The 13,894-nt window shown below is 62.7% G+C and carries 13 protein-coding genes; 4 read left to right on the forward strand and 9 right to left on the reverse strand.

Going from position 1 to position 13,894, the window contains the following annotated elements; translation table 11 throughout:
* Positions 1–38 precede the first annotated feature (38 nt).
* The 7 genes from tauD to J7E36_RS13180 all read right to left on the reverse strand — a co-directional run bounded on the left by tauD (position 39) and on the right by J7E36_RS13180 (position 8,302).
* A complete protein-coding gene (gene tauD, locus J7E36_RS13150) occupies positions 39–881 on the reverse strand; it encodes a taurine dioxygenase (RefSeq protein ID WP_215003526.1) in 843 nt (280 codons plus the stop codon).
* Positions 882–930: 49 nt separating this feature from the next.
* The gene (gene tauC / locus J7E36_RS13155) at positions 931–1,770 is read right to left on the reverse strand and encodes a taurine ABC transporter permease TauC (protein WP_215003528.1); all 840 of its coding nucleotides are present in this window, start codon (positions 1,768–1,770) and stop codon (positions 931–933) included.
* Positions 1,767–2,555 carry a taurine ABC transporter ATP-binding subunit gene (gene tauB / locus J7E36_RS13160; protein WP_215003530.1) on the reverse strand — a complete coding sequence of 263 codons (789 nt, stop codon included), beginning with the start codon at positions 2,553–2,555 and terminating at the stop codon, positions 1,767–1,769. Before tauB ends, tauC begins: the two co-directional genes overlap by 4 nt.
* 20 nt (positions 2,556–2,575) lie before the next feature.
* Positions 2,576–3,553 carry a taurine ABC transporter substrate-binding protein gene (tauA, locus tag J7E36_RS13165; RefSeq protein WP_215003531.1) on the reverse strand — a complete coding sequence of 326 codons (978 nt, stop codon included), beginning with the start codon at positions 3,551–3,553 and terminating at the stop codon, positions 2,576–2,578.
* Between the two features lie 182 nt (positions 3,554–3,735).
* Positions 3,736–5,319 carry a glutamate--cysteine ligase gene (gene gshA / locus J7E36_RS13170; RefSeq protein ID WP_215003533.1) on the reverse strand — a complete coding sequence of 528 codons (1,584 nt, stop codon included), beginning with the start codon at positions 5,317–5,319 and terminating at the stop codon, positions 3,736–3,738.
* Positions 5,320–5,594: 275 nt separating this feature from the next.
* Positions 5,595–5,978 (reverse strand): PaaI family thioesterase, encoded by a 384-nt coding sequence (locus J7E36_RS13175; protein WP_215003535.1) that lies wholly within the window; start codon positions 5,976–5,978, stop codon positions 5,595–5,597.
* Positions 5,978–8,302 carry a Tex family protein gene (locus J7E36_RS13180; protein WP_215003537.1) on the reverse strand — a complete coding sequence of 775 codons (2,325 nt, stop codon included), beginning with the start codon at positions 8,300–8,302 and terminating at the stop codon, positions 5,978–5,980. Before J7E36_RS13180 ends, J7E36_RS13175 begins: the two co-directional genes overlap by 1 nt.
* A 355-nt stretch (positions 8,303–8,657) precedes the next feature.
* Between J7E36_RS13180 and ompR the strand changes: the two genes are divergently transcribed.
* The gene (ompR, locus tag J7E36_RS13185) at positions 8,658–9,398 is read left to right on the forward strand and encodes an osmolarity response regulator transcription factor OmpR (RefSeq protein ID WP_003196691.1); all 741 of its coding nucleotides are present in this window, start codon (positions 8,658–8,660) and stop codon (positions 9,396–9,398) included.
* Between the two features lie 112 nt (positions 9,399–9,510).
* Positions 9,511–10,824 carry an ATP-binding protein gene (locus J7E36_RS13190; RefSeq protein ID WP_215003539.1) on the forward strand — a complete coding sequence of 438 codons (1,314 nt, stop codon included), beginning with the start codon at positions 9,511–9,513 and terminating at the stop codon, positions 10,822–10,824.
* 12 nt (positions 10,825–10,836) lie between these two features.
* Here J7E36_RS13190 and rimK read toward each other — a convergent pair whose 3' ends face one another.
* Positions 10,837–11,742, reverse strand: coding sequence for a 30S ribosomal protein S6--L-glutamate ligase (gene rimK, locus J7E36_RS13195; protein ID WP_215003541.1), 906 nt, complete (start codon positions 11,740–11,742; stop codon positions 10,837–10,839).
* The gene (locus J7E36_RS13200) at positions 11,739–12,203 is read right to left on the reverse strand and encodes an ATP-dependent zinc protease family protein (RefSeq protein WP_215003583.1); all 465 of its coding nucleotides are present in this window, start codon (positions 12,201–12,203) and stop codon (positions 11,739–11,741) included. Before J7E36_RS13200 ends, rimK begins: the two co-directional genes overlap by 4 nt.
* A gap of 247 nt (positions 12,204–12,450) precedes the next feature.
* Between J7E36_RS13200 and J7E36_RS13205 the strand changes: the two genes are divergently transcribed.
* Together J7E36_RS13205 and hslO are read left to right on the forward strand one after the other, a co-directional pair.
* Positions 12,451–12,855 carry an RNA-binding S4 domain-containing protein gene (locus J7E36_RS13205; protein WP_215003543.1) on the forward strand — a complete coding sequence of 135 codons (405 nt, stop codon included), beginning with the start codon at positions 12,451–12,453 and terminating at the stop codon, positions 12,853–12,855.
* 96 nt (positions 12,856–12,951) lie between these two features.
* Positions 12,952–13,854: an Hsp33 family molecular chaperone HslO gene (hslO, locus tag J7E36_RS13210; RefSeq protein ID WP_215003545.1), complete on the forward strand. Its 903-nt coding sequence runs from the start codon at positions 12,952–12,954 to the stop codon at positions 13,852–13,854.
* Positions 13,855–13,894: the final 40 nt, after the last annotated feature.

The following is a 13,894-nucleotide window of genomic DNA, read 5'->3' on the forward strand; positions in this document are numbered from 1 at the left end:
TGTGGGTTGACTGACTGGCCTTGAGCACAGCCCCCTGCTCACTCGAAAAACGGCACGTCCCCCAACACCGTCGCCCGGTGCATCACCCGCCGGGCGGGGCGGTAGTCGTCCACGGCGAAATGCTGGGTCACGCGGTTGTCCCAGAACGCCACGTCGTTGGCCTGCCAACGCCAGCGCAGGGTGAACTCGGGGCGAGTGGCGTGGGCAAACAGCAGCTTCAGGATCACCTCGCTTTCGGCTTCCGACAGTTCATTTATTCGCGTGGTAAATCCTTCATTGACGAACAGCGACCGGCGCCCGCTCACCGGATGGGTACGGATCACCGGATGGGACAGCGGTGGGTTTTTCCGGCGCGCTTGCTCCCAGCGGGCCAGGTCTTCGGCGGTGTTGCCAAAGCGTTCCAGCGGAAATGAACGAGTAAAATCGTGGGTCGCCGTCAGGCCTTCCAGCAACCGCTTCATGGGCGCGGACAGCGCTTCATACGCCGCAATGCCGCTGGCCCATAACGTATCGCCACCGACTGCCGGCAACAGCTTGGCGCTGAGCACCGCGCCCAGGGCGGGCGTCGGTAAGAAGGTCACGTCGGTGTGCCAGACGGCGTTGTCGCGGACATCGGTGACCGCCGTGTCGAGCACCAGCACTTCGGGCTGCTCCGGCACGTTGGGGTAGATCGGATGAATATGCAGGTCGCCAAAGTACGCGGCGAAGCGTGCCTGCTGCGCCGGCTCGATCGGCTGGTCGCGAAAGAACAGCACCTGATGCTCAAGCAAGGCCTGTTCAATGATCTCGCGTTGTTCCGGGTCCAGAGGCTGACTGATATCGATCCCGTTGATCTGCGCGCCGAGGGCTGTGCTCAAAGGGGTAATGGTCGGGCGGCTCATCGGTAGGTTCTCGGTTCGGGCGCCGAAGGGTCGGCGGGGTCGTTGAATTTCAATGGGCCTGGCCGTGCCATGGCACGAGTTTGCGTTGCAGGGCGCGCAAGCTCATTTCCATCGCGAAGGCGATCAAAGCGATGACCAGGATTCCCAGCACCACCACATCGGTCACCAGGAACTGCGCCGCTGACTGCACCATGAACCCCAGGCCGCTGGTGGCGGCGATCAGTTCGGCAGCCACCAGCGTCGACCAGCCCACGCCCAGGCCAATGCGGATGCCAGTGAGGATGTCCGGCAGGGCGCTGGGCACGATGACATGGCGAATCAACTGGGCTCGCGTGGCCCCCAACGATTGCGCGGCCCGCAACTTGGCCGGGTCGACGGTGCGCACGCCAGTGGCCGTGGCGATGGCAATCGGGGCGAAAATCGCCAGGTAAATCAGCAGCACTTTCGACAGCTCACCAATGCCGCACCAGATCACGATCAGCGGCAGGTACGCCAACGGTGGAATCGGTCGGTAAAACTCGATCAACGGGTCAAGCACACCCCGGGCGATGCGGTTGGCACCGATGGCAATACCGACCGGCACCGCCGTCAGCACCGCAAACAACAGACCCAGGCCGATTCGCCCAAGGCTTGCGCCCAAGTGCTGCCAGAGGGTGGCGTCCATGTAGCCGCTGGTTGCCAGTAGCCAGCCTTTTTGCAGGACGGCGGAGGGCGGAGGCAGGAACAACGGCTCGATCAGGTCACTGGCGGTGACGACCCACCACACGGCGAGCAGCGCGACCAGGGTCAGGCCGCTGATCCAGCGGATGCTCAGGGTGAGCTTCGCACCGACAACCGAACGCCTGGCTACCGGTTCGCTGGCCACGGCTGGGATTTCATAGCTGCTCATGCGCGCTCCCGTGTGGCGCTGCGTTGGGAGAACACGCGGGCAAGCACATGCTCGCGGGTTTCGATAAAACGCGGGTCGGACTTGATCGATCGCGCCGATTCCCCGGCCCCGTAGCGCTGGCCGAAGTCCAGGCTCAGGCGTTCGACGATCTGTCCCGGATCGGGCGCCAGCAAGATCAGGTCAGTGGCGAGAAATACCGCCTCTTCGATGTCATGGGTGATCAGGAACACCGGCTTGGCAGTGCGTTGCCAGACTTGCAGCAACAGCTCCTGCATCTGTTCGCGGGTGAAGGCGTCCAAGGCACCGAAGGGTTCATCCATCAGCAGCACGCGCGGGTCGGCCGCCAATGCACGGGCCAGGCCGACGCGCTGTTTCTGACCGCCTGAGAGCTGCCAGACACGGCGTTGTTCGAAACCGGCCAGGTCCACCAGCGCCAGCATTTCCCGGGCGCGGGCCTCACGCTTTTCCTTGGAGACACCCGCCAGCTCCAGGCCGAACCCAACGTTTGCCAGCACATCCTGCCAGGGCAACAGCGCATCGTCCTGGAACACCACGCCGCGCTCGGCACCCGGACCCTTGACGGGTACGCCGTCGAGGGTGATCTGCCCGGCGCTGGGCTCGACGAACCCGGCAATCAGGTTAAGCAGTGAGGTCTTGCCACTGCCAGATGGGCCCAGGGCAACCAGCAATTGCCGGGGCCCCAGGGTCAGTGAAATATCCGCCAGCACCGGTGTCGCGGCGCCGGGGTACTGTGCGCTGATGCGCTCCAGCTGTAGCAAGGCCATTGCAGTGTCTCCCCTGAGGATCAGCGAGTGATGTATCGGGCGCTGACGTAAGGCGCATAGTCCGGCAGTACGGCATCGACCTTGCCTTGTTCCTTGAGGAACGCGGCGGTGTCGGTGATGGCCTGGGTGGTGGGAGCGCCGAGGCTCACGACCTGATCGGCCGCCAGGGGGAATACGTTGCCTTGCAGCAACAGCGGGATATCGCTGGCCTTGGCCCCGGAGAGTTTCACCAGCTTGTCGATGTTGGACGCATCGGCGAGCCAGGCTTGGGGATCCTTGCGGTACCGGGCGTAGGCATCCAGGGTGACTTTGGCGAAAGCCGTGACGATTTCAGGGTGTTTCTGGGCGAAGTCCTTGCGCACGATCCAGGCGTCGAAGGTCGGCGCGCCGAACTGGGCCAGCTCGGCGGACGTGATCAGCACCTTGCCGTTTTCCTTGGCCACGCCCAGGGCCGGGTCCCAAACGTAGGTGGCGTCGATGTCGCCGCGTTTCCAGGCCGCGATGATTGCCGGTGGCGCAAGGTTGAGCACGGTGACCTTCGAAGGGTCGATGTTCCAGTGCTTCAGCGCGGCGAGCAGGCTGTAATGACCGGTAGACACGAACGGTACGGCGATCTTCTTGCCGATCAGGTCTTGCGGCGTCTTGATCCCGGAACCATCGCGGGCTACCAGGGCCTCGGCAGCGCCGATCTGGGTGGCGATGAGGAAGGTTTCCACTGGAACCTTGCGGGTGATGGCGGCGGTCAGCGGACTGGAGCCGAGGTAACCGATCTGCACATCGCCCGAGGCAATGGCGGTGATAACGTCGGCGCCGTTGTCGAACTTGCGCCAGGCGATGCTGGCTTGGGTGGCTTTTTCATAGGCGCCGTCAGCCTGGGCGACTTTGGCCGGGTCGACGGTGGTCTGGTACGCGACGGTCAGGTCGGCCGCTTGGGCGAACAGACTCGCTGCAGCCAGGGTGGCGGCCGCGAGAAGGCGAAGGGGGACACTCAAAGTCATGGGAAAGCTCCTCAACAAGCCGCCGGATGGTTGGCGTTGAAGAAGACTAAATGATCTAAGAATTCAAAAATAAATAACTTTTTCGCATGAGCTTATCAGCGAAAAAAAGCACGGTAGGGAGGACAGGCATGTGGCGACGGAGCAAGCTCCCTCGCCACAACGATCTGCTCGACAAGCGCTATCTAGTTGCTGATCGCCAGAATGCTGGCCTGATACGAACCCACGAACACATCGAAATCACCCACTTCGTTCTGCTCCAGCTCAACCTGCTGAACCAGGGACGCGCGGGCGGCTTCTTCAAACGCCCTCTGCTCCTGGGCGGGCAAAGGCTCGGCGCGGAAGAACTCGGCGTGGGCCTTGCTTTGGCGCAGGGAGAACTGGGCGAAGCTTTCCTGATGCTCCGCCATGGCGGCCAACACCTGGGCTGAGGGGGTCAGGGACGGATCCCGGACCTTCGCCAGTTGCGCGTCCAGCGCCTGGCGGTGGGCGTCGCCACCCTGGCTCTGGTCGAGCAACGAAGCCAGCGGTGCGATTTTTTCCAGCAGCTCGATGGCCCAGCCCTGCATGTCCACCGCCTGACCGTGGCGTTGCAATTGAAGGCCCGGCTTGCGGCCTTCCTTGACCACGGTCAGGAAGTTGCTCGTGGCGTTGCTGCATTCGTTGTTTTCCAGCTGCGGGCTGTCGTTGAGACCACAATACAACAGGAATGCATCGAGGAACCGCGCTTCAGTGAGGTCGATGCCCATCGGCAGGAACGGGTTGATGTCCAGGCAGCGTACTTCGATGTACTGGATGCCTCGGGCCATCAGCGCCTGGATCGGCCGCTCGCCGGTATAGGTCACGCGTTTCGGGCGGATGTTGGAGTAGTACTCGTTTTCGATCTGCAGGATGTTGGTGTTGAGCTGGACCCACTCACCGTTCTGGTGGGTGCCGACTTCGACATAGGGCGCGTAGGGCGTCGCCACCGCCTTGCGCAGGCTGTCGGTATAACTCGCCAGGTCGTTGTAGCACGGCGTAAGGCCGGCCTGGGCGTTGCTCTGGTAACCCAGGTCGCTCATGCGCAGGCTGGTGGCGTAGGGCAGGTACAGGGTGTCGGGGTCCAGTTGTTCCAACTGGTGCGGGCGACCGCGCAGGAAGCCGGCGTCCAGGGCCGGCGAGGCGCCGAACAGGTACATCAGCAGCCAACTGTAGCGGCGGAAATTACGGATCAGCGCGATGTAGGCCGAGGACTGGAAGTCACGATCACTCACGTCGACGGCTTCGTTCTGGCGCAGCAGCGGCCAGAGCTTTTCCGGCAGGGAAAAATTGTAATGGATCCCGGCAATGCATTGCATGGTCTTGCCGTAGCGCAGGGCCAGGCCCTGGCGGTAGACGTACTTGAGCCGCCCGATGTTCGAGGTGCCGTAGTACGCGATCGGGATGTCCTCTTCCGCCGGCAATGGGCAGGGCATCGAGGGACTCCACAGGTATTCGTCGCCAAGTTTGCTGTAGGCAAACCGGTGGATCTTGTCCAGGCTGTCCAGGGTGTCGGCCGGGTTGGCCAATGCCGGGGTGATGAACTCCAGCAGCGACTCGGAATAGTCGGTGGTGATCTGTTCGTTGGTCAGCGCCGAACCCAGCGCCTCGGGGTGCGGGGTCTGCGCCAGGCGTCCGTCGTCGGTGACGCGCAGGCATTCACGCTCGATGCCGTGCAGGCACTGCTCGAGCAGGGAGAGGTTGGCGCGCTCGCCGAGCAGGGCCAGGCGGCGGTTTAAAAGGTCGCTCAAGTTGAATTCCTTCACGCGTCAGTCGCCCCAATATGGGGGTGGACAGGACGGTCTACAAGGGTGAAGTTAAAACTGGCGTTTTCGCCTGGTTTTTGTACGGCCAAAGACAGATTGCCGCAATCCCCTGTGGGAGCGAGCCTGCTCGCGATAGCGATAGCGATATGTCAGTCGACTTTAGGTTAACTGGTCAATCGCTATCGCGAGCAGGCTCGCTCCCACAAGGGGGCGGCGCGACACTCATGGCACCGAAATTAACCCAAATTGATGACAGGGAGCTATAGGACAGCGAACGTGCCTTGCGCTTTTGCGACCAATTTTTCGCCCTGCATCACCTCGGCCTCCACCACCAGCGTGCGCCGGCCCGGGTGGATGACCCGGGCGGTGCACAACACTTCGCCGTCGGACACGGCGCGAATGTAGTTGATCTTGCATTCGATGGTCGCGCTCTGCTGGTCAAAGCCGTGGACGCTGGAACAGGCCAGCCCCATGGCGATGTCCACCAGGCTGAACAGCGCGCCGCCGTGCAGCTTGCCGCCGCGATTGCGCAACGGCGGCTCCAGGCTCAGGGCGACCTGCGATACCCCTTCCTCAAGGCTGTGCAGACGGCAGCCGAGCAGATTGAAAAACGCGCTCTCCACCAACCCGGCCGGCGTATCCATCAGCGTTTCTTCAACTGTTTGGCGTTGGCGAACAGCGAGGCCATGGCGTTGTTCGCCGGGGCCGCCGTGGCGGTTTCCTTGCGCGGTGCGGTGTTCTGCGACTGACGCGGCGCCGAGCCCGGACGAGCACCACGGGCACCGTCGACCTTCTCGCCCGGCGTGTCGCTCATGCGCATCGACAGGCCGACGCGTTTGCGCGGGATGTCGACTTCCATGACCTTCACTTTCACCACATCACCGGCCTTCACGGCCTCGCGCGGGTCCTTGATGAACTTCTCCGACAGGGCCGAGATGTGCACCAGGCCGTCCTGGTGCACGCCGATGTCGACAAAGGCGCCGAAGTTGGTGACGTTGGTCACCACGCCTTCGAGGATCATCCCCGGTTGCAGGTCCTTGAGGTCTTCGACGCCGTCCTGGAACTCGGCGGTCTTGAACTCGGGACGCGGGTCGCGGCCCGGTTTCTCCAGTTCCTGGAGAATGTCGGTCACGGTGGGCAGGCCGAAGGTCTCGTCGGTGAATTTCTTCGGGTCCAGGCGCTTGAGGAACGCGGCGTCACCGATCAGCGAGCGGATGTCGCGGTCGGTCTGGGCGGCGATGCGTTGCACCAGCGGATACGCCTCGGGGTGGACGGCGGACGAATCCAGCGGGTTGTCGCCGTTCATGACACGCAGGAAACCGGCGGCCTGCTCGAAGGTTTTTTCACCCAGGCGCGGGACCTTCTTCAACGCGGCGCGGGTCTTGAATGCGCCGTGTTCGTCGCGGTGGCTGACGATGTTCTGGGCCAGCGTCGCATTGAGGCCCGAGATACGGGCCAGCAGCGCCACCGAAGCGGTGTTCACGTCCACGCCCACGGCGTTCACGCAGTCTTCCACCACGGCGTCCAGGCCGCGGGCCAGCTTCAACTGGGAGACGTCGTGCTGGTACTGGCCGACACCGATGGATTTCGGGTCGATCTTCACCAGTTCCGCCAGCGGATCCTGCAGGCGACGGGCAATGGAGACCGCGCCACGGATCGACACGTCCAGGTCGGGGAACTCCTTGGAGGCCAATTCCGACGCCGAGTAAACGGAAGCGCCGGCTTCGGAAACCATGACCTTGGTCATTTTCATCGCCGGGTATTTCTTGATCAGCTCGGCCGCCAGCTTGTCGGTCTCCCGGCTGGCGGTGCCATTGCCGATGGCGATCAGGTCCACCGAATGCTTGGCGCACAGCGCGGCGAGTACAGCCAGGGTCTGGTCCCACTTGTTGTGCGGCACGTGTGGGTAGACGGTGGCGTGGTCCAGCAGCTTGCCGGTGGAGTCCACCACCGCCACCTTGCAACCGGTGCGCAGGCCCGGGTCCAGGCCCAGGGTGGCACGCGGGCCGGCCGGCGCGGCCAACAGCAGGTCGTGCAGGTTATGGGCGAAGACGTTGATCGCCTCGGTCTCGGCGTTGTCGCGCAGCTCGCCCAGCAGGTCGGTTTCCAGGTGGGTGTAGAGCTTGACCTTCCAGGTCCAGCGCACCACTTCGGCCAGCCATTTGTCGGCGGCGCGGCTCTGGTTCTGGATGCCGAACTGTTGGCCGATCATGCCTTCGCATGGGTGCATGGTGCCCGGCAACTCATCACCGACCTTCAGCGCGGAGCTGAGGATGCCTTCGTTGCGGCCACGGAAAATCGCCAGGGCGCGGTGGGACGGCATGCTCTTGAGCGGCTCGTCGTGTTCGAAGTAGTCGCGGAACTTCGCCCCTTCCTCTTCCTTGCCGGCGATCACGCGGGCGCTGAGGATGGCTTCCTGCTTGAGGAAGTTGCGCAGTTTTTCCAGCAGGTTGGCGTCTTCGGCAAAGCGTTCCATGAGGATGTACTTGGCGCCTTCCAGCGCGGCTTTCACATCGGCCACGCCTTTTTCGGCGTTGACGAAGCGCGCGGCTTCGGCTTCCGGCGCCAGGGTCGGGTCGTTGAACAAGCCGTCAGCCAACTCGCCGAGGCCGGCTTCCAGGGCGATCTGACCCTTGGTGCGGCGTTTTTGCTTGTAGGGCAGGTACAAGTCTTCGAGGCGGGTCTTGGTGTCGGCCAGCTTGATGTCGCGCTCCAGTTGCGGGGTCAGCTTGCCCTGTTCCTGGATGCTGGCCAGGATGCTGATGCGCCGTTCGTCCAGTTCGCGCAGGTAGCGCAGGCGCTCCTCCAGATGACGCAATTGCGTGTCATCGAGGCTGCCAGTGACTTCTTTCCGGTAACGGGCGATGAAAGGCACCGTGGAGCCTTCATCGAGTAGCGCGACGGCCGCTTCGACCTGCTGCGGGCGGACGCCGAGTTCCTCGGCGATGCGGCTGTTGATGCTGTCCATAAAACCACCTGACAAATGTGTGTAATCAGGCTCGCCACCGCAGAGCCGGGTTCGGCGAGACTGGTTGAGCGGCCTGGCCTGCGCCGCTGCCTGGGTCAACAGGCGGCCTGTTGACCCGCGAAATTCAAAAAGTGCTGCCTGGCCAGGGAAAAAAGGGGCCGCCGGGTCACGATCCGGCCTCTCCTGGCACCAAAGGCCGCGCATTATAACCAGCGTTCCAGGGTTCGGGGTGCGTCATGGTCTGTAGGCTGAATGCCCGAATTTCTGTAGGCAGAGGAAAAATCTGCTAACAATGCACACGGTGCGTATAACGGCAGCTAGGCCATAATGCGCGCCGAGATCAAAGGAGCTTCCTATGAGCAGCACTGCACAAACTGCTGAAGGCGAAAAAATTCTTATCGTTGACGACGACCCGGGGCTGAGCAGCCTGCTGGAACGCTTCTTCGTCAGCAAGGGCTATCGCGCCCGCACCGTCCCCAACACCGAGCAAATGGATCGGCTGCTGGCCCGCGAGGTATTCAACCTGGTGGTGCTGGACCTGATGCTGCCCGGCGAAGATGGCCTGACGGCCTGCCGCCGCCTGCGCGGCGCGAACAACCAGATCCCGATCATCATGCTCACCGCCAAGGGCGACGAGTTGAGCCGTATCAAAGGGCTTGAGCTGGGCGCCGACGACTACCTGGCCAAGCCGTTCAACCCGGACGAGCTGATGGCCCGCGTCAAGGCGGTACTGCGCCGTCAATCGGCGCCGGTGCCGGGTGCGCCGGGCAGCGAAGACGAGAGCGTGACCTTCGGCGACTATGAACTGTCCCTGGCCACACGCGAGCTCAAGCGCGGCGATGAGGTCCACATGCTCACCACCGGTGAGTTCGCGGTGCTCAAGGCACTGGTGATGAATGCCCGCCAGCCGCTGACCCGCGACAAGCTGATGAACCTGGCCCGGGGTCGTGAATGGGACGCGCTGGAGCGCTCCATCGACGTACAGATCTCCCGTCTGCGCCGGATGATCGAACCCGATCCTTCCAAGCCGCGTTATATCCAGACCGTCTGGGGCGTGGGTTATGTCTTCGTGCCGGATGGCGCCGCCAGCAAGTGATCGGCGATTTGTAGGAGCGGGTGGCCTGGCGGGTTGATGTCTTCCTCCTGGCGACTCGCGATCCGTCATTGTGCGAGCATGGCTCGCTCCTGCAAGTGTGTAGCGGTTATTCATGAAAACCCCCGTTTGGTTCCCCCAGAGTTTTTTCTCCCGCACCCTCTGGCTGGTGCTGATCGTCGTGCTCTTCTCCAAGGCATTGACACTGGTTTACTTGCTGATGAACGAAGACGTTCTGGTGGACCGGCAATACAGTCACGGCGTGGCCTTGACCCTGCGCGCGTATTGGGCCGCCGACGAAACCAATCGAACCAGGATCGCTGAAGCCGCGACGCTGATCCGCGTCGTCGGTGCGGGCGTGCCAGAGGGCGAGCAGCACTGGCCCTACAGCGAGATTTACCAGCGACAGATGCAGGCCGAGCTGGGCGCCGACACCGAGGTCCGCTTGCGCATGCACTCGCCTCCGGCGCTTTGGGTGCGGGCCCCAAGCCTGGGGGATGGCTGGTTGAAAGTGCCGCTGTATCCCCATCCGTTGCGCGGCCAGAAAATCTGGAACGTGCTCGGCTGGTTCCTGGCCATCGGCCTGTTGTCCACCGCTTCGGCGTGGATATTCGTCAGTCAGCTCAACCAGCCGTTGAAACGCCTGGTCTACGCCGCCCGCCAGTTGGGCCAGGGTCGCAGCGTGCGACTGCCCATCAGCGATACACCCAGCGAGATGGCCGAGGTCTACCGGGCCTTCAACCAGATGGCCGAGGACGTCGAACAGGCCGGGCGCGAGCGTGAACTGATGTTGGCCGGCGTTTCCCACGACCTGCGCACACCCTTGACCCGGCTGCGGCTGTCCCTGGAGTTGATGGGCGAGCACACCGACCTCACCGACGATATGGTCCGTGACATCGAGGACATGGACGCGATTCTCGACCAGTTCCTGGCGTTCATTCGCGACGGCCGTGATGAGTCTGTGGAAGAAGTGGACCTGACCGACCTGGTGCGGGAAGTGGCGGCTCCCTATAACCAGAACGATGAGAAAGTGCATTTGCGCCTGGAGCCGATCCAGCCGTTCCCGCTGCGCCGGGTGTCGATGAAACGTCTGCTCAACAACCTGATTGGCAATGCCCTGAACCATGCCGGGACCGGCGTCGAAGTGGCGGCCCATGTCTCTGGCGACGCCAATGCGCCTTATGTGGTGCTGAGTGTCATGGACCGAGGCGCCGGCATTGATCCGGCGGAACTTGAAGCCATTTTCAACCCCTTCACCCGTGGCGATCGCGCCCGAGGCGGAAAGGGCACGGGGCTGGGCCTGGCCATCGTCAAGCGGATCGCCTCGATGCACGGTGGTAACGTCGAACTGCGCAACCGCACCGGCGGCGGGCTGGAAGCGCGGGTGCGGTTGCCGTTGGGGCTGATGCTGCCCAGGGATGCGGTTTAGAAGCAGCTGCTCCTACCCCTTACCCTTGGTCCGGGTCATGTTCGGCCCGCCATTCTTTTCCAGATGCTCGATGATGATCCCGGCCACGTTCTTGCTCGTGGTCGTTTCGATCCCCTCCAGGCCTGGTGAGGAGTTGACTTCCATCACCAGCGGTCCGTGGTTGGAGCGCAGGATGTCGACGCCCGCCACGGCCAGCCCCATGACTTTGGCCGCACGCAAGGCGGTCATGCGCTCTTCCGGGGTGATCTTGATCAGGCTGGCGCTGCCGCCGCGGTGCAGGTTGGAACGAAACTCGCCGGGCTTGGCCTGGCGCTTCATCGAGGCAATCACCTTGTCGCCGACCACGAAGCAGCGAATGTCCGCGCCACCGGCTTCCTTGATGTATTCCTGCACCATGATGTTCTGCTTCAGGCCCATGAACGCCTCGATCACCGACTCCGCCGCCGTCGCGGTTTCACACAGGACCACGCCGATGCCCTGGGTGCCTTCCAGCACCTTGATCACCAGCGGCGCGCCGTTGACCATTGCGATCAGGTCGGGAATGTCGTCGGGGGAGTGGGCGAAGCCGGTCACCGGCAAGCCGATACCGCGCCGCGACAGCAATTGCAGCGAGCGCAGCTTGTCCCGGGAACGGGCGATGGCCACGGATTCATTGAGGGGGTACACCCCCATCATTTCGAACTGACGCAATACGGCGCAGCCATAGAACGTCACCGATGCGCCGATGCGCGGGATCACCGCATCGAATCCCTCCAGCGGTTTGCCCCGGTAATGGATCTGCGGCTTGTGACTGGCAATGTTCATGTAGGCGCGCAGGGTGTCGATCACCACCATTTCATGGCCACGTTCGGTGCCGGCTTCAACCAGGCGACGGGTGGAATACAGACGCGGGTTACGCGACAGCACAGCGATCTTCATGCAACACCTGTGGCAGAGAGAGTGGACACCGGGAATGCCGGCTTGTCTTGAACGTATTTGGTACCCGGATTGACCACCAGTTGGCCGTCGATCAAGGCTTTGGAACCCAATAGCAGGCGATAGCGCATGGACTTGCGGCAGGCCAGGGTGAACTCGACCCGCCAGACCCGGTCACCTAGCGCCAACGTGGTGCTGATCACGTAGCGGACCTGGGCGTGACCGTTGGAACTCTTGATGGTCTTGCGCGCCACCAGTGGGGCTTCGCAACGGCGATGGCGCAACTGCACCACGGTGCCCAGGTGCGCAGTGAAGCGCACCCACTTTTCGCCATCGCGCTCGAATGGCTCGATGTCCGTGGCATGCAGGCTGGAGGTGCTGGCGCCGGTGTCGATTTTTGCCCGCAGGCCCGCCACTCCCAGATCCGGGAGCGCCACCCACTCGCGCAGACCGACAACGGTCAAATGGTCAAAAGTCTTCAATAAAACAACCTGCGATCAGTACATCGGATCGTGGACTCCGCGAATCGCGGTATTCACGCAGAATAATCACAAACTGGCGACAGTTATCTACCGACCTGTTTGCGCTTGTAAATTTCTACACTCCCAGGCCTGAAGTCGGCCGGGTGGGCATTCTATCCGTCGGGCCGGATTCGTGCGCCCGACAAAAACGGTAGTACAGTTCTGACTATTGGAAGAATGAGGAATTGCAGTGACACAAAAAAAGGAAGAGGACGACAAGGTCCGTCTCGATAAATGGTTGTGGGCGGCGCGTTTTTACAAGACACGCGCGCTTGCCAAGGCCGCCATTGAAAGCGGCAAGGTCCATCACCGGGGCGAGCGTTGCAAACCGGGCAAGGAACCCCGCGTCGGCGATGAGTTTGTCATCCGCACCGGGTTCGACGAGAAGACCGTGGTGGTCGAGGCCCTGTCGATCGTGCGTCGCGGTGCGCCAGAGGCCCAGGCGCTGTATCACGAAACCGAAGCGAGCATCGCCAGGCGCGAGGCCGCTGCCGCCCAGCGCAAGGCCGGCGCCCTGGGTGTCAGCACCGAGGGCAAGCCGAGCACCAAGCAGCGCCGGGACCTGTTCCGGTTTCGTGGCCGCAATAGCGAGTAAAAGCGCTTCCAAGTGACATGCGGATTGCTTGGAACCCACCCCGAATGCCCATAAAATGCCTGTCATCAATTGTCATCACCTCAGATACCAGACCTTATGACTGATCTACCGGATACCGACTACACCCAACGTTTCATCTTCGATGACAGCGACGCCAGGGGCGAGCTGGTGGCGTTGGAGCGTAGCTACGCCGAAGTCCTCGCCAAGCACGCTTATCCAGAGCCGGTCGCGCAACTGCTCGGCGAACTGATGGCGGCTGCGGCGCTGCTGGTGGGCACGCTGAAGTTCGATGGCTTGCTGATTCTCCAGGCCCGTTCCGAGGGCCCTGTGCCGCTGCTGATGATCGAGTGCTCCAGCGAACGCGAGATCCGGGGCCTGGCCCGCTATGACGCCGAGCAGATCGCACCCGACGCAACCCTGGTCGACCTGATGCCCAATGGCGTGCTGGCCCTGACCGTCGACCCGACCCACGGCAAACGCTACCAGGGCATTGTCGATCTCGACGGCGCGACCCTGGCCGAATGCTTCACCAACTACTTCGTCATGTCCCAGCAGACCAATACCCGCTTCTGGCTTTACGCCGACGGGCGGCGTGCCCGTGGTTTGCTGCTGCAGCAATTGCCTGCCGATCGTCTTCGTGACCCCGAAGAGCGAGACGCCAGTTGGCAGCACATCACGGCGCTGGCCAGCACCTTGAGCGCCGATGAGCTGCTGGGCCTGGACAACGAAACCGTGCTCCATCGCCTCTACCACGAAGAAGTCGTGCGCTTGTTCGACGGCCAGCCGTTGCGCTTCCAATGCAGTTGCTCCCGTGAACGTTCCGCCAATGCGCTGGTCAGTCTGGGTCTGGAAGATGCGCAGCAACTGGTGATCGAGCATGCTGGCGCCATTGAGATCGATTGCCAGTTCTGCAATGAGCGCTACCTGTTCGACGCGGCGGACATCGCACAATTGTTCGCCGGTGCGGGTGTCGACACACCGTCAGATACTCGTCACTAAAACGCTTCAGCGCAGGTAAATCTCCTGGCAAACGCCGGAT

The sequence above is a fragment of the Pseudomonas fluorescens genome, assembly GCF_018614775.1.
Taxonomy (GTDB): domain Bacteria; phylum Pseudomonadota; class Gammaproteobacteria; order Pseudomonadales; family Pseudomonadaceae; genus Aquipseudomonas; species Aquipseudomonas fluorescens_BY.